This window comes from Aeromonas sp. ASNIH5, from assembly GCF_002902865.1.
Lineage (GTDB): Bacteria > Pseudomonadota > Gammaproteobacteria > Enterobacterales > Aeromonadaceae > Aeromonas > Aeromonas caviae.
The window spans coordinates 2,250,902-2,276,831 of record NZ_CP026122.1 but is presented as its reverse complement, the minus strand read 5'-3'; the positions used below and the strand labels follow the sequence as shown (position 1 = coordinate 2,276,831).

Annotated in this window: 26 protein-coding genes and 1 tRNA gene; 18 read left to right on the top strand and 9 right to left on the bottom strand. The window is 61.5% G+C overall.

All coding sequences use genetic code 11. The features are described 5' to 3' along the window. Positions 1 to 8 precede the first annotated feature (8 nt). The 9 genes from ftsB to rpoS are packed head-to-tail and all read left to right on the top strand — an operon-like array spanning position 9 to position 6,695. Positions 9 to 326: a cell division protein FtsB gene (ftsB, locus tag C2U30_RS10490; protein ID WP_010675628.1), complete on the top strand. Its 318-nt coding sequence runs from the start codon at positions 9 to 11 to the stop codon at positions 324 to 326. Then, positions 319 to 1,050 (top strand): 2-C-methyl-D-erythritol 4-phosphate cytidylyltransferase, encoded by a 732-nt coding sequence (gene ispD / locus C2U30_RS10485; RefSeq protein WP_048208397.1) that lies wholly within the window; start codon positions 319 to 321, stop codon positions 1,048 to 1,050. The genes ftsB and ispD overlap by 8 nt, the downstream gene beginning before the upstream one ends. A 58-nt stretch (positions 1,051 to 1,108) precedes the next feature. Continuing rightward, the gene (gene ispF, locus C2U30_RS10480) at positions 1,109 to 1,585 is read left to right on the top strand and encodes a 2-C-methyl-D-erythritol 2,4-cyclodiphosphate synthase (protein WP_010675626.1); all 477 of its coding nucleotides are present in this window, start codon (positions 1,109 to 1,111) and stop codon (positions 1,583 to 1,585) included. After that, positions 1,585 to 2,643: a tRNA pseudouridine(13) synthase TruD gene (gene truD, locus C2U30_RS10475; protein ID WP_103244682.1), complete on the top strand. Its 1,059-nt coding sequence runs from the start codon at positions 1,585 to 1,587 to the stop codon at positions 2,641 to 2,643. The genes ispF and truD overlap by 1 nt, the downstream gene beginning before the upstream one ends. Continuing rightward, positions 2,624 to 3,385, top strand: a complete 762-nt coding sequence (gene surE, locus C2U30_RS10470; RefSeq protein ID WP_041211067.1) for a 5'/3'-nucleotidase SurE — start codon at positions 2,624 to 2,626, stop codon at positions 3,383 to 3,385. Before truD ends, surE begins: the two co-directional genes overlap by 20 nt. Before the next feature lie 4 nt (positions 3,386 to 3,389). After that, positions 3,390 to 4,007, top strand: a complete 618-nt coding sequence (locus C2U30_RS10465; protein ID WP_010675623.1) for a protein-L-isoaspartate(D-aspartate) O-methyltransferase — start codon at positions 3,390 to 3,392, stop codon at positions 4,005 to 4,007. Further along, entirely contained in the window at positions 4,004 to 4,585 is a 582-nt protein-coding gene (locus tag C2U30_RS10460; protein ID WP_199767362.1) for a YqaA family protein, read from the top strand. Before C2U30_RS10465 ends, C2U30_RS10460 begins: the two co-directional genes overlap by 4 nt. Positions 4,586 to 4,594: 9 nt before the next feature. Beyond that, on the top strand, positions 4,595 to 5,665 hold the full coding sequence (locus C2U30_RS10455) for a LysM peptidoglycan-binding domain-containing protein (protein WP_010675621.1): 1,071 nt from the start codon (positions 4,595 to 4,597) through the stop codon (positions 5,663 to 5,665). 46 nt (positions 5,666 to 5,711) lie between these two features. Beyond that, complete coding sequence (gene rpoS / locus C2U30_RS10450; protein WP_010675620.1) at positions 5,712 to 6,695, top strand: RNA polymerase sigma factor RpoS; 984 nt, start codon at positions 5,712 to 5,714, stop codon at positions 6,693 to 6,695. 73 nt (positions 6,696 to 6,768) lie between these two features. Here rpoS and tsaD read toward each other — a convergent pair whose 3' ends face one another. Continuing rightward, entirely contained in the window at positions 6,769 to 7,782 is a 1,014-nt protein-coding gene (gene tsaD, locus C2U30_RS10445) for a tRNA (adenosine(37)-N6)-threonylcarbamoyltransferase complex transferase subunit TsaD (RefSeq protein WP_103243708.1), read from the bottom strand. A gap of 179 nt (positions 7,783 to 7,961) precedes the next feature. Here tsaD and rpsU point away from each other — a divergent pair, with 179 nt between their 5' ends. From rpsU to C2U30_RS10420, 5 genes are all read left to right on the top strand, one after another. Next, positions 7,962 to 8,177 (top strand): 30S ribosomal protein S21, encoded by a 216-nt coding sequence (gene rpsU, locus C2U30_RS10440; protein ID WP_005309452.1) that lies wholly within the window; start codon positions 7,962 to 7,964, stop codon positions 8,175 to 8,177. 15 nt (positions 8,178 to 8,192) lie between these two features. Then, complete coding sequence (locus C2U30_RS10435; RefSeq protein ID WP_010675618.1) at positions 8,193 to 8,636, top strand: GatB/YqeY domain-containing protein; 444 nt, start codon at positions 8,193 to 8,195, stop codon at positions 8,634 to 8,636. Between the two features lie 89 nt (positions 8,637 to 8,725). Continuing rightward, a complete protein-coding gene (dnaG, locus tag C2U30_RS10430; RefSeq protein WP_103243707.1) occupies positions 8,726 to 10,513 on the top strand; it encodes a DNA primase in 1,788 nt (595 codons plus the stop codon). Positions 10,514 to 10,735: 222 nt separating this feature from the next. Next, positions 10,736 to 12,592 carry an RNA polymerase sigma factor RpoD gene (gene rpoD / locus C2U30_RS10425; protein WP_233721101.1) on the top strand — a complete coding sequence of 619 codons (1,857 nt, stop codon included), beginning with the start codon at positions 10,736 to 10,738 and terminating at the stop codon, positions 12,590 to 12,592. 194 nt (positions 12,593 to 12,786) lie between these two features. Further along, positions 12,787 to 12,863, top strand: a tRNA-Ile gene (locus tag C2U30_RS10420). A 47-nt stretch (positions 12,864 to 12,910) separates the two neighbouring features. Here C2U30_RS10420 and C2U30_RS10415 read toward each other — a convergent pair. The 6 genes from C2U30_RS10415 to purH all read right to left on the bottom strand — a co-directional run bounded on the left by C2U30_RS10415 (position 12,911) and on the right by purH (position 20,675). Further along, positions 12,911 to 13,381, bottom strand: a complete 471-nt coding sequence (locus C2U30_RS10415) for a tetratricopeptide repeat protein (protein ID WP_103243705.1) — start codon at positions 13,379 to 13,381, stop codon at positions 12,911 to 12,913. A 147-nt stretch (positions 13,382 to 13,528) separates the two neighbouring features. Continuing rightward, complete coding sequence (locus C2U30_RS10410) at positions 13,529 to 16,105, bottom strand: alpha amylase C-terminal domain-containing protein (RefSeq protein ID WP_103243704.1); 2,577 nt, start codon at positions 16,103 to 16,105, stop codon at positions 13,529 to 13,531. Positions 16,106 to 16,371: 266 nt separating this feature from the next. Then, entirely contained in the window at positions 16,372 to 16,926 is a 555-nt protein-coding gene (locus C2U30_RS10405; protein ID WP_103243703.1) for a cytochrome b/b6 domain-containing protein, read from the bottom strand. Continuing rightward, positions 16,907 to 17,281 carry a cytochrome b562 gene (locus C2U30_RS10400; RefSeq protein WP_045521970.1) on the bottom strand — a complete coding sequence of 125 codons (375 nt, stop codon included), beginning with the start codon at positions 17,279 to 17,281 and terminating at the stop codon, positions 16,907 to 16,909. Before C2U30_RS10400 ends, C2U30_RS10405 begins: the two co-directional genes overlap by 20 nt. A gap of 405 nt (positions 17,282 to 17,686) precedes the next feature. Then, positions 17,687 to 18,976: a phosphoribosylamine--glycine ligase gene (purD, locus tag C2U30_RS10395; protein WP_041211074.1), complete on the bottom strand. Its 1,290-nt coding sequence runs from the start codon at positions 18,974 to 18,976 to the stop codon at positions 17,687 to 17,689. A gap of 106 nt (positions 18,977 to 19,082) precedes the next feature. Next, positions 19,083 to 20,675 carry a bifunctional phosphoribosylaminoimidazolecarboxamide formyltransferase/IMP cyclohydrolase gene (gene purH / locus C2U30_RS10390; protein ID WP_103243702.1) on the bottom strand — a complete coding sequence of 531 codons (1,593 nt, stop codon included), beginning with the start codon at positions 20,673 to 20,675 and terminating at the stop codon, positions 19,083 to 19,085. Between the two features lie 432 nt (positions 20,676 to 21,107). Here purH and zntR point away from each other — a divergent pair, with 432 nt between their 5' ends. From zntR to C2U30_RS10375, 3 genes are all read left to right on the top strand, one after another. Beyond that, positions 21,108 to 21,545, top strand: coding sequence for a Zn(2+)-responsive transcriptional regulator (gene zntR / locus C2U30_RS10385; protein ID WP_041211075.1), 438 nt, complete (start codon positions 21,108 to 21,110; stop codon positions 21,543 to 21,545). Beyond that, entirely contained in the window at positions 21,535 to 22,071 is a 537-nt protein-coding gene (locus tag C2U30_RS10380; RefSeq protein ID WP_103243701.1) for a dihydrofolate reductase family protein, read from the top strand. The genes zntR and C2U30_RS10380 overlap by 11 nt, the downstream gene beginning before the upstream one ends. 107 nt (positions 22,072 to 22,178) lie before the next feature. Beyond that, positions 22,179 to 22,397, top strand: coding sequence for an alternative ribosome-rescue factor A (locus C2U30_RS10375; RefSeq protein ID WP_103243700.1), 219 nt, complete (start codon positions 22,179 to 22,181; stop codon positions 22,395 to 22,397). 225 nt (positions 22,398 to 22,622) lie between these two features. On the opposite strand, the gene hemW is transcribed toward C2U30_RS10375, so the two are convergent. Further along, positions 22,623 to 23,768: a radical SAM family heme chaperone HemW gene (hemW, locus tag C2U30_RS10370; RefSeq protein ID WP_103243699.1), complete on the bottom strand. Its 1,146-nt coding sequence runs from the start codon at positions 23,766 to 23,768 to the stop codon at positions 22,623 to 22,625. A 132-nt stretch (positions 23,769 to 23,900) separates the two neighbouring features. Then, positions 23,901 to 24,497, bottom strand: coding sequence for an RdgB/HAM1 family non-canonical purine NTP pyrophosphatase (gene rdgB / locus C2U30_RS10365; RefSeq protein WP_010675605.1), 597 nt, complete (start codon positions 24,495 to 24,497; stop codon positions 23,901 to 23,903). Positions 24,498 to 24,731: 234 nt separating this feature from the next. Here rdgB and C2U30_RS10360 point away from each other — a divergent pair, with 234 nt between their 5' ends. Then, positions 24,732 to 25,895 carry a multidrug effflux MFS transporter gene (locus C2U30_RS10360; RefSeq protein ID WP_039040832.1) on the top strand — a complete coding sequence of 388 codons (1,164 nt, stop codon included), beginning with the start codon at positions 24,732 to 24,734 and terminating at the stop codon, positions 25,893 to 25,895. The last annotated feature ends 35 nt before the right edge of the window (positions 25,896 to 25,930 follow it).

Below are 25,930 nucleotides of genomic sequence, written 5' to 3'. Positions count from 1 at the left end.
CTCAGTGCATGCGGCTACTCACTCTTATCCTGCTCCTCCTGTTGGGAGGGCTGCAATATGACCTCTGGCTGGGGAAAAACGGCCTCTCCGACTATCGGGAACTCTCCACCGCCATCGAGCGGCAGCAACAGGACAACCTGGTACTCAAGGATCGCAACAGTCTGATTTACCGGGAAATCGACGATCTTACCTCTGGCCTTGAGGCCATCGAGGAGTTGTCGCGCAACGATCTTGGCTATATCAAGCAGGGCGAGACCTTCTACCGAATCATTCCCAAAGAAAAGGATCAGGTGACGGAGCCTGATGGTGCCCCCTACGATGACTGATAGCCTGAGCGGCCTGACCGCCATCGTCCCGGCTGCCGGTATTGGCAGTCGCATGGGGGCCAGTTGCCCCAAGCAGTACCTGTCCCTGGCAGGGAAATGCATTCTGGAGCACACCCTGGAGCGTCTGCTCTCCCATCCCGCCATCGCCCGTGTGATCGTGGCGCTGGCGCCCCACGACCGCTGGTTTGAGACCTTGACCGTGGCCACCGATCCGCGGGTGCTGCGAGTGGAAGGGGGAAGCGAGCGCGCCTTCTCCGTGCTCAATGCGTTGCACGTGGCAGAAGGGGAGTGGGCACTGGTGCATGACGCCGCCCGGCCCTGTCTGACCCACGAGGATCTCGATGCGCTCATTGCTGCGGCCATGGCCTCTGGCGGTGCCATCCTCGGCAGCCGGGTGCGCGATACCATGAAGCGCACCGATGCGGCCGGCAATATCCTCGCCACCGTGGATCGCGAGCAGCTCTGGCATGCCCTGACGCCCCAGATGTTTTTGGTCCGCCCCCTCAAGCGGGCGCTGGAGGAGGGGCTGGCGCTCGGCGCTGCCATCACCGATGAAGCCTCCGCCATGGAACGCGCCGGTTTCCCCGTGCGCATGGTGGAAGGGCGGGCCGATAACATCAAGGTGACCCGGCCGGAAGATCTCTCCCTGGCCGGGCTCTATTTACAGCAACAACGTGCGTGCCGGTCGGCACGACCCGATTCATCCCCAGAGGAGCAGGCATGATCCGCACCGGACATGGTTTTGATGAGACAGATTTCCGTGTATTGAGGAGGGCGCAGGCATGATGCGGATCGGACATGGTTTTGATGTTCACAAGTTTGGCGGGGTCGGTCCCTGCATGCTGGGCGGGGTGGCAGTGCCCTATGAACAGGGCCTGCTGGCCCACTCCGATGGTGACGTGGTGCTGCATGCGGTGAGCGATGCCCTGCTGGGGGCCATCGGCGCTGGCGACATCGGCCGCCACTTCCCCGATACCGCCGCCGAATTCAAGGGCATCGACAGCCGCATCCTGCTGCGGGATGTCTTTGCCCGCGTGCAGCTCGCAGGTTATGCCATCGGCAACCTGGATGTGACCATCATCGCCCAGGCCCCCAAGATGGCCCCCCATATCGACGCCATGTGCGCCGTGCTGGCCGCGGATCTGCAATGTGATTTGAACCGGGTGAACGTCAAGGCGACCACCACCGAACAACTCGGATTCACGGGGCGCAAGGAAGGGATCGCCACCGAAGCCGTCGTCTTGCTGGTGAAACAATGATGCTTGAACAACTTGCCTATCTGCACGGGACGCCCACTGCTCGCGGCATCCTCAAGGCCGAGGCCGCCGACTTCGTGGTCAATGAAGATCTCGGGTTCGAACCTTGCGGCGAGGGTGAACACATCTTCGTCCGGGTACGCAAAACCGGCGAGAATACTGCCTGGGTGGCTGGCCTGCTGGCCGATGCGGCCGGGGTTGCCCGCAATGCAGTGACCTGGGCTGGGCTGAAAGATCGCCATGCGGTGACCGAACAGTGGTTCGGCATCCATCTGCCGGGCAAGGGCGAGCCGGATCTCTCGGTCATCGAGAACGACAACATCCGGATCCTTGAGGTGAAGCGCCACAACAAGAAGCTGCGGGTCGGCTATCTCAAGGGCAACCACTTCACCCTGCGTCTCACCGGGCTGGAGCAGGCCGACGGGCTGGAATCCCGTTTGCAGGCGATAGCAACCCAGGGGGTGCCCAACTACTACGGCGAGCAGCGTTTCGGCCGAGGTGGCAACAACCTGGAGGCCGCCAAGGCGATGTTCGCCGGCAAACGGATCAAGGATCGCAACAAGCGCTCCCTCTATCTGTCCGCCGCCCGCAGCATGCTGTTCAATGCCATCGTCAGCGCCCGCATCGAGCAGGGACTGGCCCATCAGCTGCTGGCAGGCGACTGCGTGATGCTCAAGGGCAGCCACTCCATCTTCAGCGAAGAAAGCGTGACCCCCGAGCTGGAGGCTCGCCTTGCCTCCGGAGACGTGCAGCTGACCGCTCCCCAGTGGGGCCGTGGCCGTCTGGCGAGCCAGGGCGCTGCTGCCGAGTTCGAGCAAGAAGTGCTGGCTCCTTATGGTGACTGGTGCGAAGGACTGGAGAAAGCCGGGCTGGATCAGGACAGGCGCCCGCTGCTGCTCAAGCCGGAGCAGATGAGCTGGCAACGGGAGGACGAGGTGCTGACCCTGTCGTTCTTCCTGCCTGCCGGCGCCTTTGCCACCAGCGTGGTACGAGAGTTAATGCAGGCCGAAGAGGCCGATCACGGTTTCAGGAACTCAACCGATGCGAATTCTGGTCAGTAATGACGATGGGGTGCACGCCGAGGGCATTCGCGCCCTCAGCGAGGCGTTGCGTGCCTGTGGCGAGGTCGTGGTGGTGGCACCGGATCGCAACCGCAGCGGTGCCAGCCACTCCCTGACGCTGGAAGTACCGCTGCGGGTCACCCGCCTCGATGCGTCCAGTTTTCACGGCATCAAGAGTTATGCGGTCAAGGGGACGCCGACCGACTGCGTTCATCTGGCGGTCAACGAACTGCTGCGCCCTGAGCCCGACATGGTGGTGGCCGGTATCAATCACGGGGCCAACCTGGGGGATGACGTCATCTACTCGGGGACGGTGGCGGCCGCGACGGAAGGGCGTCATCTGGGTTTCCCCTCCATCGCCGTATCGCTGGTGGGCAAGACTCATTTCGCCAGTGCGGCCCACTACGCCGCCCAGCTGGTGCGGGGGCTGATGGTGCATCCGTTGCCTGCGGATCAGATCCTCAACGTGAATGTGCCTGACCTGCCGCTCGAGCAGATCAAGGGGATCAGGGTGACGCGTCTTGGCAATCGCCACCGGGCGGAGTCGGTGATCCGCACCGAGGATCCCCGTGGTCAGCCCGTCTACTGGATTGGCCCCCCCGGCAACCAGCAGGATGCGGGAGAGGGAACGGACTTTGCCGCCATCGAGCAGGGTTATGTCTCCATCACTCCCCTGACCATCGACATGACGGCCTACGGCAGTCTGTCGACCCTGGGCGCGTGGCTGGATCTGCAGGGATGACGTTGTGATAGTACAGCGCCTGTTGAATCAACTGATTGCCCAGGATGTCCGCGATTTCCGCGTATTGGCGGCGATTGCGAAGGTGCCGCGCCAGCTGTTCGTGGATGAGGCCATGGCCCACAAGGCCTGGGACAATACTGCCCTGCCCATCGGCCATGGGCAGACCATCTCCCAGCCTTACATCGTTGCGCGCATGACCGAGCTGCTGATCCAGAACGATCCGGCCCATGTGCTGGAGATCGGGACGGGATCGGGCTACCAGACGGCGGTACTGGCCCACCTGGTGGAGCATGTCTACACCATGGAGCGGATCAAGTCGCTGCAGTTTCAGGCCCGGCGCAGATTGCGCCAGCTCGATCTGCACAATGTGTCGGCCAAGCACGGCAATGGGTGGCTAGGTTGGCCCAACAAGGGCCCTTTCGACGCCATTCTGGTGACGGCGGCGGCCAGTGAGGTCCCCAAGGCCCTGACCGATCAGCTGGCTGACGGTGGTCGTCTGGTGTTGCCGGTGGGTGATGGCCAGCAGACCCTGCAGCTCATCGAGCGATCGGGCTCCCAGCTCACCAGCCGGATCCTGGAGCCGGTACGTTTCGTTCCCCTGATTGACGGAGATGTCGAGTGAAGTTGTTTTCCCGCCTTTATGTTCTGGTGATGCAGTGGGCACGCCACAAGTATGCCCCCTGGTATCTGGCCATCACCGCCTTTATTGAATCCATCTTCTGGCCCATCCCGGTGGATGTGATGCTGGCGCCCATGGCGCTCGGCAAACCTCATCGCGCCTGGCACTATGCCGCGCTGGCCACTCTCTTTTCGGTGCTGGGCGCGCTGTTTGGTTATCTGCTCGGCTATGCCCTGTGGGAGCCAGTGGTGCAGCCGCTGGTGACCTCGGTTGGCTATGAGGACAAGATTGCCCTGGCCGAGCAGTGGTTCGCGCAGTGGGGCATCTGGGTTATTTTTATTGCCAGCTTCACGCCGATCCCCTACAAGGTGTTTACCGTCACGGCTGGCTTGCTCCACATGGCACTGTTGCCTTTCATCCAGACCTCTCTGATCGGTCGTGGCATGCGCTTCTTCCTGGTTGCAGGTCTGATGCGCTGGGGCGGCGAGAAGATGGAGCGCAAGCTGATGCACTATGTGGATGTGCTGGGCTGGCTCTGTATTGGTTTGGCCGTTGCGGCCTATTTCTGGTTTAGTCGTTAAGGATCCACTATGTGTTCGCGTGTTTGGCAAGGTAGCGGTGTCGTCGTGTTGTCATGGCTGCTGCTTGCCTGTTCCTCCAGCAAGACTGCGGCTCCGGTGCACAGCCTGGGCAATGATCAGGTCGCTTCGACCATCCCCGTGCGTCAAGGTATGACCAAGCCCGGCATTGCAGGCAACGGGTACACCGTGGTCAAAGGAGACACTCTCTACTCCATTGCATTTCGTTCTGGCATGGATGTGGCTTCGCTTATCAGCATCAATGGCATCACTCCCCCCTATAACATTTATCCCGGCCAGCAGCTCAGGCTCGATGGCGCTTCCGCCCCCATGGCGGTGGCAACCGTCGGCAGCCCTGTCAGTCGTGGCAGCGTGACGGGGTCTGGCAGTTACGAAGTGCGCCGTGGCGATACATTGAGCAGCATCGGTCGCCAGTTCGGTCTTTCCAACCAGGCCTTGGCCCAGCGCAACAACCTCCAGGCTCCTTATGCATTGCACGTGGGTCAGGTGCTCAATGTGGGGGGCGCGGGTTCCTCGGGTGGTCAGATGGTGGCAGCAACCACACCGGTTGTGACCAGCACGGGGCCCAAACCCCTGGCCACGGCTCCGGCAGGTACGACCACACCATTTATTGCTCAGAAAACGATTGCTCCTGCCTCGTCAACAGCATACGCTCAGGCGAAAGAACAAAAAACCGTCAGTTCCTCGTCAACACTCTCCTGGCATTGGCCGACCAAAGGGCGGATCGTTGAAGGCTTCTCCGTTGCGGAACAAGGCAACAAGGGCATCGACATTTCCGGCCAGAAGGGCCAACCCATTTACGCTGCGAGCAGCGGCAAAGTGGTCTATGCGGGCAGTGCACTGCGAGGTTATGGCAAGCTGATAATTCTCAAGCACAACGATGACTACCTCTCCGCCTACGCTCACAACGATGAGTTGAGGGTCAAGGAGGGAGACACCGTGAAGGGCGGAGCGGTTATCGCCAATATGGGTAGCACGGATGCGCCGGATGTGCGCTTGCACTTTGAAATCCGGTACAAAGGCAAGTCGATCAACCCGATGGGCTATTTGCCAAAGCGTTAACTCAGAGAGCTGAGTCTTACTCTGGTGTAGGTCAGGGAGAGATATCATGAGCCAAGAACAACTGGTAATGCAGGATGCAGAGTTAGAGTTCGACGAGGAGCTGGAGGTTCAGGAGGAAGAAGAGGTTCAGGAAGTGGCGGCCGAAGCCGAAGAAACCATTTCCGATGAACTGATGGCGCCCGAGCTGAACAAGGTAATGGACGCCACCCAGCTCTATCTGGGGGAGATAGGCTTCTCCCCCTTGCTCACGGCTGAAGAGGAAGTCTATTACGCCCGCCGTGCCCTGCGTGGCGACAAAGCGGCGCGCAAGCGCATGATCGAATCCAACCTGCGCCTGGTGGTCAAGATTGCCCGGCGCTACAACAACCGCGGCCTGGTGCTGCTGGATCTCATCGAAGAGGGCAACCTCGGCCTTATCCGCGCCGTCGAGAAGTTCGACCCCGAGCGAGGCTTCCGTTTCTCTACCTATGCCACCTGGTGGATCCGCCAGACCATAGAGCGGGCCATCATGAACCAGACCCGCACCATTCGTCTGCCCATCCATGTGGTCAAGGAGCTGAACGTCTATCTGCGCACTGCGCGCGAGCTTTCTCATCGTCTCGACCATGAGCCGACCGCCGAGGATATCGCCTCTGCACTGGATCGCTCTGTGGACGATGTGAATCGCATGCTCAAGCTCAACGAGAAGATCACCTCGGTGGATACTCCCATTGGTGGCGATCGCGACAAGGCGCTGCTGGATGTACTTTCCGACGAGCGCGGCATGGGGCCCGAGCTGGAATCCCAGGAAGATGACATGCGCAGCAGCATAGTGCATTGGCTGGAGGAGCTGAATCCCAAGCAGCGCGAAGTGCTGGCCCGCCGTTTCGGTCTGCTCGGCTATGAACCGGCCACCCTGGAAGACGTGGGCGCCGAGATTGGTTTGACCCGCGAGCGGGTGCGCCAGATCCAGGTGGAAGGGTTGCGCCGTCTGCGGGAAATCCTGCTGGGGCAGGGGCTCTCCATTGAGGCGCTGTTCCGCACCAATTAAACGGGTATGAATACCGTCATCAAGATGAAAAAGGGGCCGAAGGCCCCTTTCTTTTTGTCGTGGATCTTCCGGATCACACCGGATCCAGAGTGTCCAGCGGCCAGCGCGGCACGGCCTTGACGACGAGGGGTTCGAAGACTCCCGCCTTCAGGCGTTGCATGCCGGCATAGGCGATCATGGCGCCGTTGTCGGTGCAGTATTCGGTGCGCGGGTAGAAGACTTCACCTTTGAGGCTCTCCATCAGCTCGGCCAGCTGGGCGCGCAGATGACGGTTGGCGCTGACGCCGCCTGCCACGACCAGACGATTGAGACCGGTCTCTTTCAGGGCGCGACGGCACTTGATGGCCAGGGTGTCGACCACCGCATCCTCAAACGCCCGGGCGATGTCGGCACGGGTCTGCTCATCATCGCCGTTGGCGGTGATGGTGTTGGCGGCGAAGGTCTTGAGACCGGAGAAGCTCATGTCGAGCCCGGGACGGTCGGTCATGGGACGCGGGAAGGTAAAGCGTCCAGTGGTGCCCTTTTCTGCCAGCCGGGAGAGCAGCGGACCACCGGGGTAGTCCAGACCCATCAGCTTGGCGGTCTTGTCGAACGCCTCACCGGCGGCATCGTCGATCGATTCGCCCAGCAACTGGTAGCTGCCGATGCCATCGACCCGAACCAGCATGGAGTGCCCGCCGGAAACCAAGAGCGCCACGAAGGGGAACTCGGGGGCCTTCTCTTCCAGCATGGGGGCCAGCAGGTGACCTTCCATGTGGTGTACGGCGATGGCCGGCTTGTCCCAGGCCATGGCCAGCGAGCGGCCTATGGTCGCCCCGACCAGGATGGCGCCAACCAGACCTGGCCCCGCGGTATAGGCGATGCCATCGATGTCATCCTTGCCAAGTCCGGCCTCTTTCAAGGCGGCCTGGATCAAGGGGATCGTCTTGCGTACATGGTCCCGGCTGGCGAGCTCGGGAACGACGCCGCCGTAGTCCGCATGCAGCTTGACCTGGCTGTACAACTGGTGGGAAAGGATCCCTTTTTGATCATCGAAGATCGCGATCCCGGTTTCGTCACAGGATGTCTCTATGCCCAATACACGCATTGCTAAAAAATTTCACTGCTAAAATGAGACGGCTATGGTAACCTTCGCGGGTTTTTTAAACCAGAGCGATCTCTGCGGGTTTACTTTCATTCCCTGTCCAGAGTATAATTTCGCACCATTTTAAGACATGCTGATCGATTGAAGGTCAGCTAACAATTTATCACTGAGGTGAAAGGCACATGCCAGTAATCAAAGTCCGTGAAAATGAGCCGTTTGACGTTGCTCTGCGTCGCTTCAAGCGTTCTTGCGAAAAGGCCGGTATCCTGTCCGAAGTTCGTAGCCGTGAGTTCTACGAGAAGCCGACTACCATTCGCAAGCGCGCCAAAGCGTCCGCTGTCAAGCGTCACGCCAAGAAGCTGTCCCGCGAAAACGCACGTCGTATCCGCCTGTACTAATCAAGGGATCATGCCGTGTCTCTGAAGGATCAACTCAAGGATCAGCAAAAGCTCGCGATGCTTGCCAAAGACAAGCCTCGGTTGGGTGCTATCCGCTTGTTGATGGCAGAAATCAAGCAGCGTGAAGTCGATACCCGTGTCGAGCTCAACGATGAAGAGATCCTCGCTGTCGTGACCAAAATGGTCAAACAGCGTCGCGATTCCATCAGCCAGTTTGAAGCTGCCGGTCGCCAGGATCTCGCCGACAAAGAGTCCGCCGAGATCGTTGTGCTGCAGGAGTTCCTGCCACAACAGCTGACCGCAGACGAAATTGCCGCACTGATCGAGCAAGCCATCACTGAAAGTGGTGCTGCCGTCATGGCTGACATGGGTAAAGTCATGGCTGTCTTGAAGCCAAAAATTCAGGGGCGTGCCGATGTCGGCGCCGTCAGTGCTCAGGTGAAAACCCGCTTGGCGTAACAGGCAACTCTCTTGTTTGGTCGAAGAAGCCGTGCTTCCCATTGGAATGCGCGGCTTTTTTATTTCCTATGCAATGAAACAGGACGGTTATGGCTGGCAGGATCCCGCAATCCTTTATCGATGATCTGCTCGTACGCACGGACATAGTCGAGTTGATCGACTCCCGTGTGCGGTTGAAGAAAGCCGGTAAGAACTACCAGGCTTGCTGCCCTTTTCATAACGAAAAAAGCCCCTCCTTTACCGTCAGCCAGGAGAAGCAGTTCTATCACTGTTTCGGTTGTGGTGCCCACGGCAATGCCATCGGCTTTGTCATGGAGTACGACGGCCTGGAATTCCCCGATGCCATCGAAGAGCTGGCAAGCCTGCACGGCATGCAGGTCCCCCGTGAGCAAACGGCGGGTGGATCAAGCCATAGCCAACCAGCCGTCAGCAAGGATCTGTTCGAGCTGATGAACCAGATTGCGCGCTTCTACGAGAGCAATCTCAAGAACGCGCCTCAGGCGGTGGAGTATCTGAAAGGCCGGGGCCTGACTGGCGAGGTGGTCAAGCGCTTCAACATCGGTTATGCCCCTGGGGACTGGGATCAGGTGCGTCGCCGCTTTGGCGCCAGTAGGGATCACGAACAACTGCTGATTTCGGGCGGTATGCTGATCCCCCGTGACAGCGGCCCGGGCAGCTACGATCGTTTCCGCGATCGCATCATGTTTCCGATCCGGGACAAACGCGGTCGGGTCATCGGCTTCGGTGGCCGAGTGCTGGGGGATGGCACGCCCAAGTACCTGAACTCCCCCGAAACCCCCATCTTCCACAAGGGGCGAGAGCTGTTCGGCCTTTATGAGGTCAAGCAGGCACACAAGGATCCGCGCCGGATCCTTGTGGTGGAAGGCTACATGGATGTGGTGGCGCTCGGCCAGTACGACATCGACTATGCGGTGGCGGCACTGGGGACTGCGACCACCAGCGATCACATCCACACCCTGTTCCGTACCACGGCAGAGGTGGTCTGTTGCTACGACGGCGACAACGCCGGTCGGGAAGCGGCCTGGCGGGCGCTGGATAACGCGCTCTCCCACCTGCAGGACGGCCGTGAACTCAAGTTCGTCTTTTTGCCGGATGGCGAGGATCCCGACTCGCTGGTACGCCAGATCGGCAAGGAGGGGTTCGAAGCGCTGCTCGACAAGGCCCAGTCGTTTGCGGATTTCATGTTCGAACGCCTCGGGCGCGATGCGGCTCTTTCCGGTGAGGCAGGCAAGTTTGAAGTGGCCAACAAGGCCGCCGAGCTGATTCGTCGGGTACCGGAAGGTTTCACTCGCGAGGGGTTGATTACCCGACTTTCCAGCATGATGCGCTGGGGAGAAAACAAGCAGCGGATTGCCGAGCTGTTTGCCCGCAACAGCCAGCCCAAGGCGGAAGTTAACAAACCCAAGGCGACCAAACTGACGCCGATCCGCAGGGCTCTGGCCCTGATGGTGCAGTATCCGGCGATCACCGCCGAGCTGCCGGCCATGCCCGAGTTGGCCGGGCTGCGCCTGCAGGGGATCCCTTTCCTGCTGCAACTGCACCAGCAGATCCTGATCCAGCCGGGAGTGACAACGGGTATCCTGCTGGAGCATTGGCGCGGCACAAAAGAGGGAGAAATACTTGCCCAGCTGGCGATGCATGACCTGTTTGAAGAGGTAAAGCTCGACCAGGAGCCCGATATTCTGGGAGAATTGCAGGATACCTTTGTCGGTTTCATCAACCTTTTCCTGAAGCAACGGATCGAAGAATTGCAGGCCAAGGTGGCGCAGGAAGGGCTAAGCTCTGAGGAAACTCAGGAGCTGATGATGCTGATCAGAGAGGTGCAGATTGAGAAAAGAAATGAGAGTGGGACTTGATATTTGAGTGAGCAGTCCCAATATGAATAGCGTTGCCCGAATAGACGGGATTGAAAGCAAACACTTTATAACCACCTGGCCCCGACAACACTGCGGGCAGGGGTTTCTCATGACCGACGCCGCAACCAGACATAGCATGTCTGGCGGTTTTCTATTAGAATTGGCTATTTGCGCAGCAGCGCACTGTACGCGCAACCTAGCAACACCAACCGGATGAGTTCTATGGAGCAAACCCCGCAGTCTCAGCTTAAACTCCTCGTTGCCAAAGGTAAAGAACAGGGCTACCTGACCTATGCCGAGGTGAACGATCACCTCCCGCAAGACATTGTCGATTCAGACCAGATCGAAGACATCATCCAGATGATCAACGATATGGGCATTCAAGTGGTTGAAAACGCTCCGGATGCCGATGACCTTATCATGGCTGAAGGTGGTACCGCCGATGAGGACGCTGCCGAAGCAGCGGCCCAGGCTCTGGCATCTGTTGAATCTGAGATTGGTCGCACGACCGATCCCGTCCGCATGTACATGCGGGAAATGGGTACCGTCGAACTGCTGACCCGCGAAGGCGAGATCGACATCGCCAAGCGGATCGAAGACGGTATCAACCAGGTACAAAGCTCCGTCGCCGAGTACCCTGAAGCCATCACCTATCTGCTCGAACAGTACGACAAGTACGAAGCCGAGCAGCTTCGCCTGTCCGACATCATCTCCGGCTTCATCGATCCGAACGAAGTGGATGACGTGGCGCCGACCGCCACTCATATCGGCTCCGAGCTCAGCGAGGACGACCTCGCCGACGAAGACGAAGACGAAGATGAGGACGAAGACGAAGACGGTGACAACTCCGACGATGATGGCGACGGTGGCCCGGATCCGGAAGTCGCTCGCGAGAAATTCGGCGAACTGCGTGCCCAGTACGAGGTGACTCGTCTCTCCATTCAGCAGAATGGCCGCGCCCACGACGACACCCAGAATGCCATCGCCCAGCTGGCCGATGTCTTCCGTCAATTCCGCCTGATGCCCAAGCAGTTCGATCGCCTGGTCAACAACATGCGGGAGATGATGGAGCGTGTCCGCGTGCAGGAACGCATCATCATGAAGCTCTGCGTTGAGCAGGCCAAGATGCCGAAGAAGACCTTCGTCGCGGCCTTCACCAACAACGAGTGCGAAACTGCCTGGTTCGAATACCAGAAGCAGGCCGACAAGGCGTGGTCTCCCCGTCTGCTCGAGATGGACGAAGAAGTACTGCGTTCCATCGGCAAGCTGCAGCAGATCGAAGAAGAGACCGGTCTGTCCATCGCCCAGATCAAGGACATCAACCGCCGCATGAGCATTGGTGAGGCCAAAGCCCGCCGTGCGAAGAAAGAGATGGTCGAGGCCAACTTGCGTCTGGTTATCTCCATCGCCAAGAAGTACACCAACCGCGGTCTGCAGTTCCTGGATCTGATCCAGGAGGGCAACATCGGTCTGATGAAGGCGGTCGACAAGTTCGAATATCGTCGCGGCTACAAGTTCTCGACCTATGCCACCTGGTGGATCCGTCAGGCCATTACCCGCTCCATCGCGGATCAGGCCCGTACCATCCGTATCCCGGTGCACATGATCGAGACCATCAACAAGCTCAACCGTATCTCCCGCCAGATGCTGCAGGAGATGGGTCGTGAACCGAACCCGGAAGAGCTGGCCATGCGCATGGGCATGCCGGAAGACAAGATCCGCAAGGTACTGAAAATCGCCAAGGAGCCCATCTCCATGGAGACGCCCATCGGTGATGATGAAGACTCCCACTTGGGTGACTTCATCGAAGATACCACCCTGGCTCTGCCAGCGGATGCGGCCACCAGCGAGAGCCTGCGCAACGCGACCCGCGAAGTGCTGGCCGGGCTGACCGCACGGGAAGCCAAGGTACTGCGCATGCGCTTCGGTATCGACATGAACACCGACCACACCCTCGAGGAAGTGGGCAAGCAGTTCGACGTCACCCGTGAGCGTATCCGTCAGATCGAAGCCAAGGCCCTGCGCAAACTGCGCCATCCGAGCCGCTCGGAAGTGCTGCGCAGCTTCCTGGACGAATAGTCCCGGGTTCTGTCAGCCTGACATTGCAACAAAAAGCCCCGCCGTGCGGGGCTTTGTTTTATCCGTGCTGGCATGGGCGTGAAGAGGGGTCATGGAACCGCTTGAATATGGATGAAATCTCGCCAAGTGGTTGATCTGACTATGGACGGGGTATCCGCCATCCCCTATAATCCACGCCGCTAACCAGCATCAATGGCCCCTTAGCTCAGTTGGTCAGAGCAGTCGACTCATAATCGATTGGTCGTGGGTTCAAGTCCCCCAGGGGCCACCATTTTCAGAAAAAGCCGCTCTTTTGAGCGGCTTTGTCGTTTCTGGCGCTCACCAGTGCCTGTCCAGATCCTCGGCATAGAGTGCCATGGCGCGCCGGTAGGGAAGCAGGGCGGGATCCGTGGTGGTGGTCGCGATGATCCCCAGCAGCGTCTCCATCCCCTCCTTGCTGCGCCCCAGGTTGTAGCAGGTCATGGCACGAAACACCTTGAACTCCACGGCATCGGGGAAGCGGGACAGGGCCTCGTCAAAGGTGGCCAGCGCCTCGGCATGACGGCCCGTGGTGCGATAGGAGCTGCCAAGTCCAAGCAGGGCCCCGCGCAGCGACGACTCGCCAAGCCCCAGCGACACGGCCTTCTGATAGAGCGGAATGGCCTGGGCCTCTCGCCCCAGCATGTCGTGCAGTCCGGCCACTTCGTAATGCAGCTCGGCGTGGGTTGGGTGCTCGATGAGTTGCAGCAGACCGTGCTGACGGGCTTCCTCGATCCGTCCCTCGGCCTTGAGGGTGTTCAACTGTTTCATATGCGCTCCTGCATGGGGATGAAGGATCAGTATGCCTGCCGACAGGCTGGCGGGGAACGGGTCATGGGGCCATGAAAAAGGCCTCCCGCCGATGGCGGGAGGCCTGGTTCGGCGCCGGGGCGCAATGGCCCTGGCGTGTGTCCAGCCTTACTGGGCGCTCAGGCTGTAGGCCAGGGTCTGGTCGTTGAAGCGCACCACATAGGCACCGACCACTGCCGTGGTGATGTCTGCCCCGGCCAGCTCGGCCACGCCATCCTTGTTGGTGTCGCCGTAGTTCTGGGTCCAGTCCCCCTTGACGTCGAACTTGAAGCGCTGGCCACCGTTGCCATCACCGCTGCCGGTGAAGGTGACGCTGGCCTGCCAGAGGTGATCCCCGACCAGGGACATGGGGGTGGTGCCCCAGTTGTTGGTGGTGCCGCGAATGTTGAGGCTGGCGACATTCTTGGCATAGGTGACGCTCACCGGAGTCAGGCTGTATTGCAGGGTCTGATCGTTGAAACGTACCCGGTACTGGCCGATGACCGGGGTGAGGATGTCACTGCCGTTCAGTTCGGCCACGCCGTCCTTGTTGGTGTCACCATAGTTCTTGCTCCAGTCCCCCTTGACGTCGAACTTGAAGCGCTGGTTTGCCTGACCATCGAAGGTGACGAGAGCCTCCCACTGGTTGTCGGCGACCAGCGTCATGGCAAGGGATCCCCAGGCATTGGGAGTGCCGCGGAAGTTCAGGGTGGGTAATACGCTGGCGTAGGTGCCGTTGTCGTCGGTGACGGTCACGGTGGCGCTGGCACTGGCGGTCAACCCTTCCGCATCGGTCACGGTGACCGTCACGGTATGGGTACCCGGGGTATCGAACCGGACTGTCTCCGTGGCGGCGGTGCCCCCGCTGGACCAGCTGTAGCTCACCACGCCGCCGTCATCGCTGGAAGCGGAGGCGTCGAACACCACGCTCTCCCCCGCCTTGACGCTGAGGGTCTTGGGGGAGAGGGTAGCGACCGGTGCCTGGTTGCTGGTGAGGGGGGTGACCGTGTAGCGCAGATCGCTCTCGCTCAGGGTGATGCGGTAGGTGCCCGCCCCGCTGACCAGGATATCCTTGCTGCTGCCCTTGTCGGCGATGCCATCCCCTTCGTTGTCGCCGTAGTTCTCGGCCCAGTTGCCGAAGACGTCGAACTTGAAGCGCTGGGCACCGGTGGCGTCACCATTGCCGGTCAGGGTGAGGGTGGCGGACCAGACACGGTTGGCATCGACGGTCATGGGGGTGTTGCCCCAGGCGTTGTGGGTGCCGCGCAGGTTCATGCTGCTGAACTTGTTGCCCGGCAGGACGGAACCGCCGCAGGGGCTGGCCTTGGTGCAACCGGCGATGATGGCGGCCGCCTTCATGCCGGGGACGTTCAGGCTGGCCTTGCCGCTGCCATCGACGGTGACATAACCGCCGCTGCAGTAGTCATTGCCCCCCAGGAGGTTGCAGTACTCGCCGGCCGGCAGGCCGGTCTGCACCGAAGCCACCAGGCTGCCGCTCTCGTTGTTGATGGCGACGAAGCCCTTGTCACCGCGGCTGAAGGCTATCTGGTTGTTGCCGTTGTCCCACCAGTTGCTGACGGGCTGGCCTTCGGTCCGGTTGTGGAACAGGGCCATGTTCATGATGGTCGGTCGGCGCTGTTCGCAGTTCCACTGGCTGTCCGTGCAGGGCGTGCTGCCCGGCGCCCCCTTGTCGGTTTCATAGGTGCCCATGTTTTCAAAGCGATAGCCCGACATCACCTGCTTCCAGCCATAGGGCCAGGCCATCATGAAGGTGTTGGCCAGATCGTAGCGGGCACCGCTCATGAAGGTGAGCATGCCGCCACCGCCGTGGCCGCGTTCGCGGTCGTGGTTGACCACGAAGACGAAGGCTTTGTTGGAGGGGAGCAGGCCCCAGCTCTCGCCCAGGGTCTTGAGGTTCTTGATCTGGCCATTGAAGTTGGCGGCAAGATCGGTGCCGTATTTGAAGTCGGTGACGGTGTCGATATAGGTGTAGCGGCCCGGCTGAATGTCGGGGGACTCCCCGCCAGCGCCGATCACCTCCAGGTAGGCCCTGGGGCTGCCTGCCTTGTCGAGGATGGCCTTCACATCGGCCGGCGCCATGTGCTTGGCCGCATCGATGCGAAAGCCCGCCACGCCCCAGCCGAGCAGAGTCTTCATGTAGGTGGCGATCTGATCCTGGACGTAGGATGAGCCGGTATTGAGGTCCGGCATGCCGTAGAGGGCGCCGTTCCAGACGTTGTTGCTGTCACCGTAGTTGGTGATGTCGCCGCTGTGGTGGAAGTCGTTGTAGCCGAACTGGGGATATTGGAACTGCCCCGAGTTGTAGCTGCCGCCGCCGGTGGCGGTGCCCGAACCCGATGCCAGCTGGTTGAAGACGGCGTCGGCATAGACCTTGACCCCGGCCGCGTTGCAGCGGGCGATCATGCTCCTGAGCTCTGCCTCGCTACCGCCGAAGCTGTTGAAATTCTTGAAGCTGACCGGTTGATAGACGGTCCACCAGACCTGGCTGCCCTGCTTGTGCTCGGCCGGTGGGGTGATCTGGACGCCACCGAACCCCTTGGGCCCGAGCACGGTCTCGCACTCGTTGGCGATGTCGTTGAACTTCCATTGGAACAGGTGAACCATGACTCCTTCGGCGCTGGCAGTGTGGCTGAAAGAGCCGAGTGCCGTCGCCAGCAGGGCGGTTCGAAACAGTGTGTTGTGCATGACGATTTTCCCTTCGATCTTGTTATTGACGTATCACTGTCGTGTAGTCGAACGGACAACAAACAACCTCGTTCAGCTCCGTAGCATTCATGAAATCGATGTGGTTGAAAATCGAACAAGCTGAATTAATTAAGAAATGTGAATGAAAATGCTTTCATGCCATTCGGTGGCAGCAGGAGGATGCAGAGGGGAGCAGATCGGTGCGAGATCCCGTCAAGCGGGTAGCGAAGGGGATGAACAGGGGCCCCGCAGGGCCCCGTGAACGTTCAGACGTTGGGTTCCTGCTGCCCGGCACTGGCCCGGGCACGACGCCCTGGCAGCATGCGGGTGACCAGGTTGCTGCGCTGGCGCCAGGAGGTGTAGGCGATGGCGCACAGGTGCAGGGCGATCATGCCCTGGAGTGCCCAGGTGCACCACTCGTGCCAGTCGTCCGCCCCCAGATCGAAGCCGGTCTCGGTGTTCTGGAACCAGCCGGTCCCTGCGGTGGCGAGTACCAGCAGCCAGAGTGCCCAGACCGCCAGCTTGCCGCTGCCGTGATGGCCAGGGGTGGGCGGGGTCCGTTCGCGCAGGGCGTCGGCCTGATGGCGAAAATCCTCCCGGCTCGGGATGAGGGCGCGCAGGCGGGCGTGGCCGCGAGCGAAGGTGAGCCCCCATAGCAGGCGTATGCCGATGAGCACCATGACGGCGTATCCCATCCGCTCGTGCCACTCCTCGCCCGCCTCGTTGAGCCAGAGGTTGCCGATACAGATGGCCGCCACACCCCAGTGGGTGAGGCGCACCAGAGCATCCCAGTGGAAGGGATCAGCCTTTCTGCTTGGCATAGTTGTGGTACTCCTTCTTCAGGTCGTTGACCTTGGCCAGATGCTCGCGCGCCTTGGCCTCGTCACCGGCCTTGAGGGCTGCCAGGCTGGCATCCAGCTCGGTCTGCACTTCGGTCATGCCTTCCAGGAACTTCTCCTTCTTGGCGGCGGGCATGTTCTTGCCCTTGGCGACGTCCAGCTGGGCCTTCATCTCCTTGATGTATTTCTCCATGGTGGCCGCGTCGTCGGCCTTGACGGCCTGCTTGTAGTTGAAGCCGATCTTCTTCATCGGCTGCTCCAGATCGCCGGCCATGGCAGGCAGGGCCATCAGGCCGAACATCAGGGGCAGCAGCAGGGGGCGCACAGTTTTCAGCATGGGATTTCCTTATGAGACGACGAGATTGCAGGTTGTTATAGCACTCATTTGAGTGCGGTTTCACGCATCATGATGCCATGAAAGGGCGATCATTGTATGAAGAAAGTGCGACCAATTGTGACGAATTGTGCAGGGGATTGCTGTGGGAATGTAGCCGAAAGAGAACGGCCACCGGATCTCGCCTCCGGCAGGGATACAAGGGCGCGCATCTGGTCCGGGAAGGGGCTCGCAGGCAGTGAATCATGCTGCCATTATTTATCACACATCGGTTTTTTAAAGTCAGGTGAGTTTTTCAGGTGTTTTTGTTTTTGAAAGTCATCATCCATGGACGATTTCACTGCCCGTACAGACGCTGTGCAACAAAAAAAGGGCCCGCAGGCCCTTTGAGTGATCGGGATCCGGCCCTTATTCGGCCTGCTCGCGCTCGATGGCACGCCAGCCGATGTCCTTGCGATAGAAGATGCCGTCCCACTGGATGCGGCCAGCCAGGGCATAGGCCCGCTGCTGGGCTTCCTGCACCGTGTGGCCGAGGGCGGTGGCGCACAGCACGCGGCCACCCTGGGTCAGGCTGGTGTGTCCTTCCAGGCGGGTGCCTGCATGGAACACCTTCTCCCCTGCCACTTCGTCCACCGGCAGACCGCTGATGGGGTGGTTGCTGGTGTAGTCGCCGGGATAGCCACCCGCCGCCAGCACCACGCCGATGGCGGCACGGGGGTCATAGACGGCTTCCTTCTGATCCAGCTGGCCGGCGCAGGCGGCGAGGCAGAGATCCACCAGATCGGACTGCATCCGCAGCATGATGGGCTGGGTTTCGGGGTCGCCGAAGCGGCAGTTGAACTCGATCACCTTGGGGTTGCCCTCGGCATCGATCATCAGGCCGGCGTAGAGGAAGCCGGTGTAGACGTTGCCCTCGGCCGCCATGCCGCGCACGGTCGGCATGATCACCCGCTCCATCACGCGCTGGTGCACTTCGTCGGTCACCACGGGGGCCGGGGAGTAAGCCCCCATGCCGCCGGTGTTGGGGCCGGTGTCGCCGTCGAAGGCGCGCTTGTGATCCTGGCTGGTGGCCATGGGCAGCACGTGCTCGCCGTCCACCATGACGATGAAGCTCGCCTCTTCCCCGTCCAGGAACTCCTCGATCACCACCCGGGCGCCGGCATCGCCGAAGGCATTGCCGGAGAGCATGTCACGCACCGCCGCTTCCGCCTCGTCGAGGGTCATGGCGACGATCACCCCTTTGCCGGCGGCCAGACCGTCGGCCTTGATGACGATGGGGGCGCCCTTCTCGCGCAGATAGGCCAGCGCTGGCTCCACCTCGGTGAAGTTCTGGTAATCGGCGGTGGGAATGGCGTGGCGGGCCAGGAAGTCCTTGGTGAAGGCCTTGGAGCCTTCCAGCTGGGCAGCGGCGGCGGTCGGGCCGAAGATGGTCTGATCGGCGGCGCGGAAGGCATCGACCACCCCTTTCACCAGGGGGGCTTCCGGTCCGACGATGGTGAGGCCGATCTGGTTCGCCTTGGCGAAGGCCAGCAGGCCCTCGATGTCGGTGGCCTGGATGGCGACGTTCTCGATGCCCGGCTCAAGCTGGGTGCCCGCATTGCCCGGTGCCACGAAGACCTGGGTCACCAGGGGGGAGTGTTTGGCCTTCCAGGCCAGGGCGTGTTCACGGCCGCCGTTGCCAATGATCAGTACTTTCATCGTCTCGCTCGCTTCTGTCTGAGTTCACTGGCGCTGCGGTGGCAACCTGCCAGTGGAAAGGATCCGGTGCTAAAGAGGCAGGGCCGCCATCGGCGGCCCTGGGCTGTCAGTGACGGAAATGACGCATGTTGGTGAACACCATGCACATGCCGTGTTCGTTGGCGGCGTCGATCACCTCCTGGTCGCGCATCGAGCCACCTGGCTGGATGACGCAGGAGATGCCCGCGGCAGCGGCGGCATCGATGCCGTCGCGGAACGGGAAGAAGGCGTCGGAGGCCATGACGGAGCCCGCCACGGTCAGCCCTTCATCCTCGGCCTTGATGCCGGCGATCTTGGCAGAGTAGACGCGGCTCATCTGGCCGGCGCCGACGCCGATGGTCTGGCCGTTCTTGGCGTAGACGATGGCGTTGGATTTGACGAACTTGGCGACCTTCCAGCAGAACAGCAGATCCTGCAGCTCGGCCTCGGTGGGCTGACGCTGGCTGACCACCTTCAAATCCCCGAGCGTCACCATGCCCAGATCGCGCTCCTGCACCAGCAGGCCGCCGTTGACGCGCTTGAAGTCAAAGCCTTGCGCCGGGGCAGTCCACTGGCCGCACTCCAGCAGGCGCACGTTCTGCTTGGCGGCGACCGCCTCGCGGGCTGCCTGGCTGATGCTGGGGGCGATGATCACTTCCACGAACTGGCGGGCGACGATGGCCGCGGCGGTCTCGCCGTCCAGTTCGCGGTTGAAGGCGATGATGCCGCCAAAGGCCGAGGTGGGGTCGGTCTGGTAGGCGCGATCGTAGGCTGCCAGCAGGTCGTCACCGATGGCGACGCCGCAGGGGTTGGCATGCTTGACGATGACGCAGGCCGGTTCGCTGAACTCCTTCACGCACTCCAGCGCCGCGTCGGTGTCGGCGATGTTGTTGTAGGAGAGGGCCTTGCCCTGCAGCTGGATGGCGCTTGCCACCGAGCCCGGCGCGGCCTGCTCTTCGGCGTAGAAGGCGGCAGCCTGGTGGCTGTTCTCGCCGTAGCGCATGTCCTGCTTCTTGATGAACTGGTTGTTGAAGGTGCGGGGGAAGCGGGACTCTTCGTCGCCTTCCTTGTTTTCGCCGTAGGAGGGCACCAGGGTGCCGAAGTAGTTGGCGATCATGCCGTCGTAGGCGGCGGTGTGCTCGAAGGCGGCGATGGCCAGATCGAAGCGGGTGGAGAGGGTCAGGCTGTTGCCGTTGCCATCCATCTCGGCGATGACGCGGTCATAGTCGGAGGCCTTGACGACGATGGTGACGTCCTTGTGGTTCTTGGCAGCGGAGCGGACCATGGTCGGGCCGCCGATGTCGATGTTCTCGACGGCGTCTTCCAGGGTGCAACCGGCTTTGGCCACGGTGGCGGCGAAGGGATAGAGGTTGACGACGACCATGTCGATGGGGGAGATAGCGTGCTCGGCCATGATGGCGTCATCCCGGTCGCGACGGCCGAGAATGCCGCCGTGTACCTTGGGATGCAGGGTCTTGACCCGGCCGTCCATCATCTCGGGGAATCCGGTGTAGTCGGACACCTCGGTCACCGGCAGGCCCGCATCGGCCAGCAGCTTGGCGGTACCACCGGTGGAGAGCAGGGCCACACCACGCGCGTCGAGTGCCTTGGCAAATTCCAGGATGCCAGTCTTGTCAGACACACTCAGCAGTGCACGGCGAATGGGTCGAGCTTGTTCCATCACACTATCGTCCTCAGCATAACGGGGACCGTTCCATGGGAGGCGAGGCTCAACACACAGAGAGTCCCCAAATAAATGGAAGTGGGGGATTTCGCAAACCACTCTCGCCCGGGGCGGCCGTTGGCAAAAGCGTTTTAGGAAATGCCCGCTTGACGCGACGCTCTCTTGTGGGCGCGTATTCTACACAAAAAATGTGACCTGTGGTGGATTTTTTAAAGAGGAAAACCCTTGTGGGATGCGGCGTTAAACGTTTTCTGGTGAATTTTTGTGAAACGTTTGTCTTTTCAGTGTTTTGGGGATAAATGGCCGGCAAGTGAGGGGTTAGCTGCTGCTTTCCTGCCTTTGACTGGCAATCGCCGGGCAAAGAGGTGATAGTGGAGGCCGGTTTATATTGAGTACCATGTCGGGAATGTCATGCGGGGGGAGAGGACCATGTATCGGATCGGTGAACTGGCCAAGGCGTGCGGGGTGAAGGCCGACACCCTGCGCTTTTACGAGAAGAACGGCCTCATCTCGCCGGGCATTCGCAACGAATCCGGCTATCGCCTCTACGGGGAGCAGGACAGGCGGCGGCTGGAGTTCATCATCCGCGCCAAGTCGGTGGGCTTCTCCCTCGCGGACATCGGCGAGCTGCTCGCCCTGGACACCAACAAGGCCAAGGTCACCTGCCAGGAGGTGAAGGCGGTGGCCGACACCAAGCTCGAACAGGTGGAGCAGAAGCTCCTGGAGCTGACCCGTTTTCGCGAGAACCTGAAGGCCCTCTCCGACATCTGCTGCGGCGGCCCGCGCTCGGCGGAGCATTGCGCCATCCTCGAGACCCTGGAGTCCGGCGCCCCTTCCCGCCACGAGCACCACGACCATGAGCACTGAGCTGCGCCGGCCCCAGGTCTCCGCCTTTCTCGCCCTCTCCCTCGACGGTTTCATCGCCGGGGAGGGGGGCGATCTGGCATGGCTGGCCCCCTATGGTGGCGACGGGCCGGAGGAGACCGGCTACAGCGCCCTGATGGCGAGCGCGGACACCCTGCTGATGGGGCGCAACACCTACGATATCGTGAGCGCCTTTCCCGAGTGGCCCTACGGGGACAAGCCGCTGGTGGTACTGACCCACAGGCCCGCCGACCCCCGTCCTCGAGTCGCGTTCAGGCAGGGGGCGCTGGCGCAGGTGCTGGACGAGTTGTGGCAGGGGGGAAGCCGTCACCTCTATCTGGATGGCGGGGAGCTGGTGAGGCTGGGTCTGCAGGGTGCCCTGGTGGACGAGCTGACCCTGTTCTGGGTACCGGTCACCCTGGGGGGCGGGATCCCGCTCTTTACCGGGCCTCTCCCCGCAGGGTTGAGACCGGTGTCGAGCGCAGTGCTGCCAAGCGGCCTGGTGCGGGTTATCTATCACCCCGCCTGACAGCTTGCACGGGGGAGGCAAGAGGCGCACAATCGGCGCGTTTTTCGCCATCTGCCCTTCCAGGCAGGGACGATAGGCAAACACGACAACCCCATCAAGGAGCCCATATGGCCAAGAAGAAGGTGACCTGTGTCACCGCCGAACCCGCCTGCGAACATCAGCGCGGCATCATTCAGGACAACCACCTCAAGGCACTGGTGACCTCCCCCCTGTTCCAGGCCCGGGTCGAACCGAGCAAGAAAGGCAAGGGCAGCTATCAGCGCAAGGCCAAACACGGCAAGCGGTGGGAGCCCGGCCAACAGCAGATGGTAAGCATCTGCTGCTGAGCGGGTTCCTGTTTTGGAACCAGTCCACGATCTTGCTGCGAGGCCGTGATCAAGGCTCATGTGCTGCTCGCAATCCTCATGTGTACTTACACACTCCGGTTCCTGCGCTGCTCTTCACCTTGCTGACAGCCTCTCGCGACAGACCGTGAACAGGTTCTTGGAACCAAAACAAGCGGGGCGCTCATGGCGCCCCGCTTGTTTTCCATCTGGTTAAAGGCGGTAACCTCACTCGTCCATAAAGAGTTCGAGCAGCACGTTGAGGTAGCGATGCCCCAGGGACGTGAGTTGCCAGCTGTCGCCAAGATCCTCGATAAGCTCCTTGGTCCGGGCGATGGCGAGCATGGTCTCTACCCGCTCCAGCGGTAGCCCCGTGAAGGCCTCGAACTCCGCCTTGGGGGCGGGTTCAAACAATCTGAACCGGTTCATGAAGTACTCGAGCGGCAGATCGTCCGCGCTCACCTGCCATTGGCTGTCCAGATAGGGGCGGCTCGGATCCAGATAACCTTTCGGATGCTTCACCTTGGCGGTGCGCAGGATCTGTTGGCTCGCGAGATCCGTCACCTTGCCGTGGGCGCCGCAGCCGATCCCCAGATAGTCGCCAAAGCGCCAGTAGTTGAGGTTGTGGCGGCACTGATACCCCTCTTTGGCATAGGCCGAGATCTCGTACTGCTGATAGCCCTGGGCGGTCAGCATGGCGTGGCCCTGCTCGTAGATGTCCCACAGGGTGTCATCTTCCGGCAACGTGGGGGGCTTGGAGGCGAATGCCGTGTTCGGCTCTATGGTGAGCTGATACCAGGAGAGGTGCGGCGGCGCGCAGTCGATGGCCTGCTGCAGGTCGTAGAGCGCATCGTCCAGGCTCTGATCCGGCAGGCCGTGCATCAGATCCAGGTTGAAGGTGGGAAGCGCGATGGCGTGGGCCAGTTCGGCGGCCTTGCGCGCCTCCTCGGGGCCGTGGATGCGGCCGAGCCGGGTCAATTTCTCCTGCTGGAAGCTCTGTACCCCGATGGAGATGCGGTTGATGCCGGCCCGCTGGAAGCCGGCGAACTTGTCCGCCTCCACCGTGCCCGGGTTGGCCTCCATGGTGATCTCGCAGTCCGGGGTCAGTGCGATGCGTGCGCGCACCCCGTCCAGCAGCGCCTGCATGGCGTCGACGGAGAGCAGGCTCGGCGTGCCGCCACCGATAAAGATGGAGGAGAGGGGGCGCCCCTGGGCCCAGTGCAGATCCTGCTCCATATCCTCCAGCAGGGCCGCCACGTACTCGAGGTGGGGCAGCTCCCCCTTCTGGGCGTGGGAGTTGAAGTCGCAGTAGGGGCACTTCTGGACGCACCAGGGCACGTGGATATAGAGGGAGAGGGGCGGCAGTTGCAGCATGGGATTTCCAGTATTCAACAATCAAAAGGGGTCGGGTGGCCCTGGTTGCCGGTGACAACGGGCGGGGCGCCGCGAACGAAACGGGGGCCGACGGCCCCCATTGTAGATGACAACGCGGCGGGAGACAGCGCTTTAGTTGACCGCCGCCAGGGCCGCTTTGAGCTTGGCCAGGGCCTGGCCACGGTGGCTGAGCTGGTTCTTGAGCTCCGCCGGCATCTGGGCCGAGGTGCAGTCGTGGTCGGGCACGAAGAACACGGGGTCGTAGCCGAAGCCGTGCTGGCCGCGGGGTTCGTCGATGATCATCCCCTCCCAGCTGGCCTGGCAGATAATGGGGGTGGGATCGTCGGCGTGGCGCATGTAGACCAGCACGCACCAGAAACGGGCGCTTTTCAGGTAATCCGGCGCGCCCTTGAGCTCGGCCAGCAGCTTGTCGATGTTCTCCTTGTCGCTGGCACCGGCACCGGCAAAACGGGCGGAGTAGACGCCGGGGCGGCCGTGCAGCAGATCCACTTCCAGGCCGGAGTCGTCGGCCACGGCGGGCAGGCCGGTGACGCGGGCGGCGTGGCGGGCCTTGATGATGGCATTCTCGACGAAGGTGGTGCCGGTCTCGTCGGCATCGGAGACTGCAAACTCGCTCTGCGGGATCACCTGGATCTTCATATCGGCCAGCATGGCGGCCAATTCTTTCACCTTTTTCTGGTTCCCTGTTGCCAGGACAAGCTTGTTCATCACACACCTCCGCAAAAATAATCTGCGCATTCTATGCGGGGGAGGGGTTTAGTAAAAGCGCCAATTGCCCGGGATCCGGTGCCAACGGGGGATCCTGGTTCCACCCCCTGAGAGGTAGAAGAGATACATGTTTCCAGCAGGGAATAACCGAAGTGATTAAATACCATTTCAATTCATTACTCTGAGTCAGTAGACTCGCGGCCCAATCGATATTCCTAGGGCTTGAGGTGACTGATGCCATTGATTCTTTTGCTTGTACTCCTGGTGTTGTTCAGCCCGCTGGCCATCGACATCTATCTGCCTGCCATCCCCCAGATGGCCGAGCAGCTGGGGGCCGAAGTGACCCTGATGCAGGGCACCATTACCTGGTTCCTGTTCAGCATGGGGCTGGGGCAACTGCTGGTGGGGCCGCTCGCCGATCGCTACGGGCGCAAACCCATCGCCCTGGGGGGCGTGCTGCTCTACGGCCTGAGCGCCCTGGCAGCCGGCTTTGCTGCCAGCCTGGGCGAGCTGATGCTGGCGCGGGTGCTGCAAGGCTTCGGGGCCTGCGCCACCTCGGTGGCCGCCTTCTCGGTGGTCCGTGACAGCTATGGCCCCAAGAAGAGCGGTCAGATGATCTCCTATCTGAACGGTGCCATCTGCTTTATCCCCGCACTGGCGCCCCTGCTGGGTGGCTGGCTCACCGCCAAGGCGGGCTGGTCGGCGAACTTCTGGTTCATGGCGGGTTACGCCGTCGTGGTCGGCAGCTGGCTGCTGTGGCGGATGCCGGAAACCCGCCCTGAGGAGACCAGCAGTGCTGGCCCGCTCATCAGCTGGTCCCGCTACAGCCCGGTACTGCGCTCCCCGAGCTTCCTGTTCAACGCGGCGCTGTGCATGCTGGCGATGGCGGTGATCCTCGCCTACGTGACGGCGGCACCGGTACAACTGATGGTGACCCTGGGGCTGGACATGAGTGGCTTCAGCCACTGGTTCACCGCAAATGCGGCCCTCAACATCCTGGCCTGCTTCCTGGCCCCGCGCTTCATCGCCCGGGTAGGGCCAAGACGGACCCTGCGCATCGGCCTGCTGGTGCTGCTGCTCTCCGCCATCACCCTGACCCTGGCCATGCACATCCCGCACCCGCTGGCCATGATGGGCCCGGTGTTCCTCTCCAGCATCGGCTTTGCGATGATCCTGGGCGCCGCCGCCGGTATGGCGCTGGCCCCCTTCGGCCACTGCGCCGGGACTGCGGCCGCCCTGCTCGGCCTGTTCCAGATGAGCGGCTCCGGCGCCCTGGTGGGGATCACCGGTTGGCTGATGCCGGATCCCCTGAGCCAGCTGGCCCTGCACATGTGGCTGCTGCTGCCCCCGCTGGTGATGCTGATGACCCGCCAGGGTCGCCGCTTGTGTTTGCAATAAATCCTGTGCTCTGATGAGCACACTCGGGGGGCCTT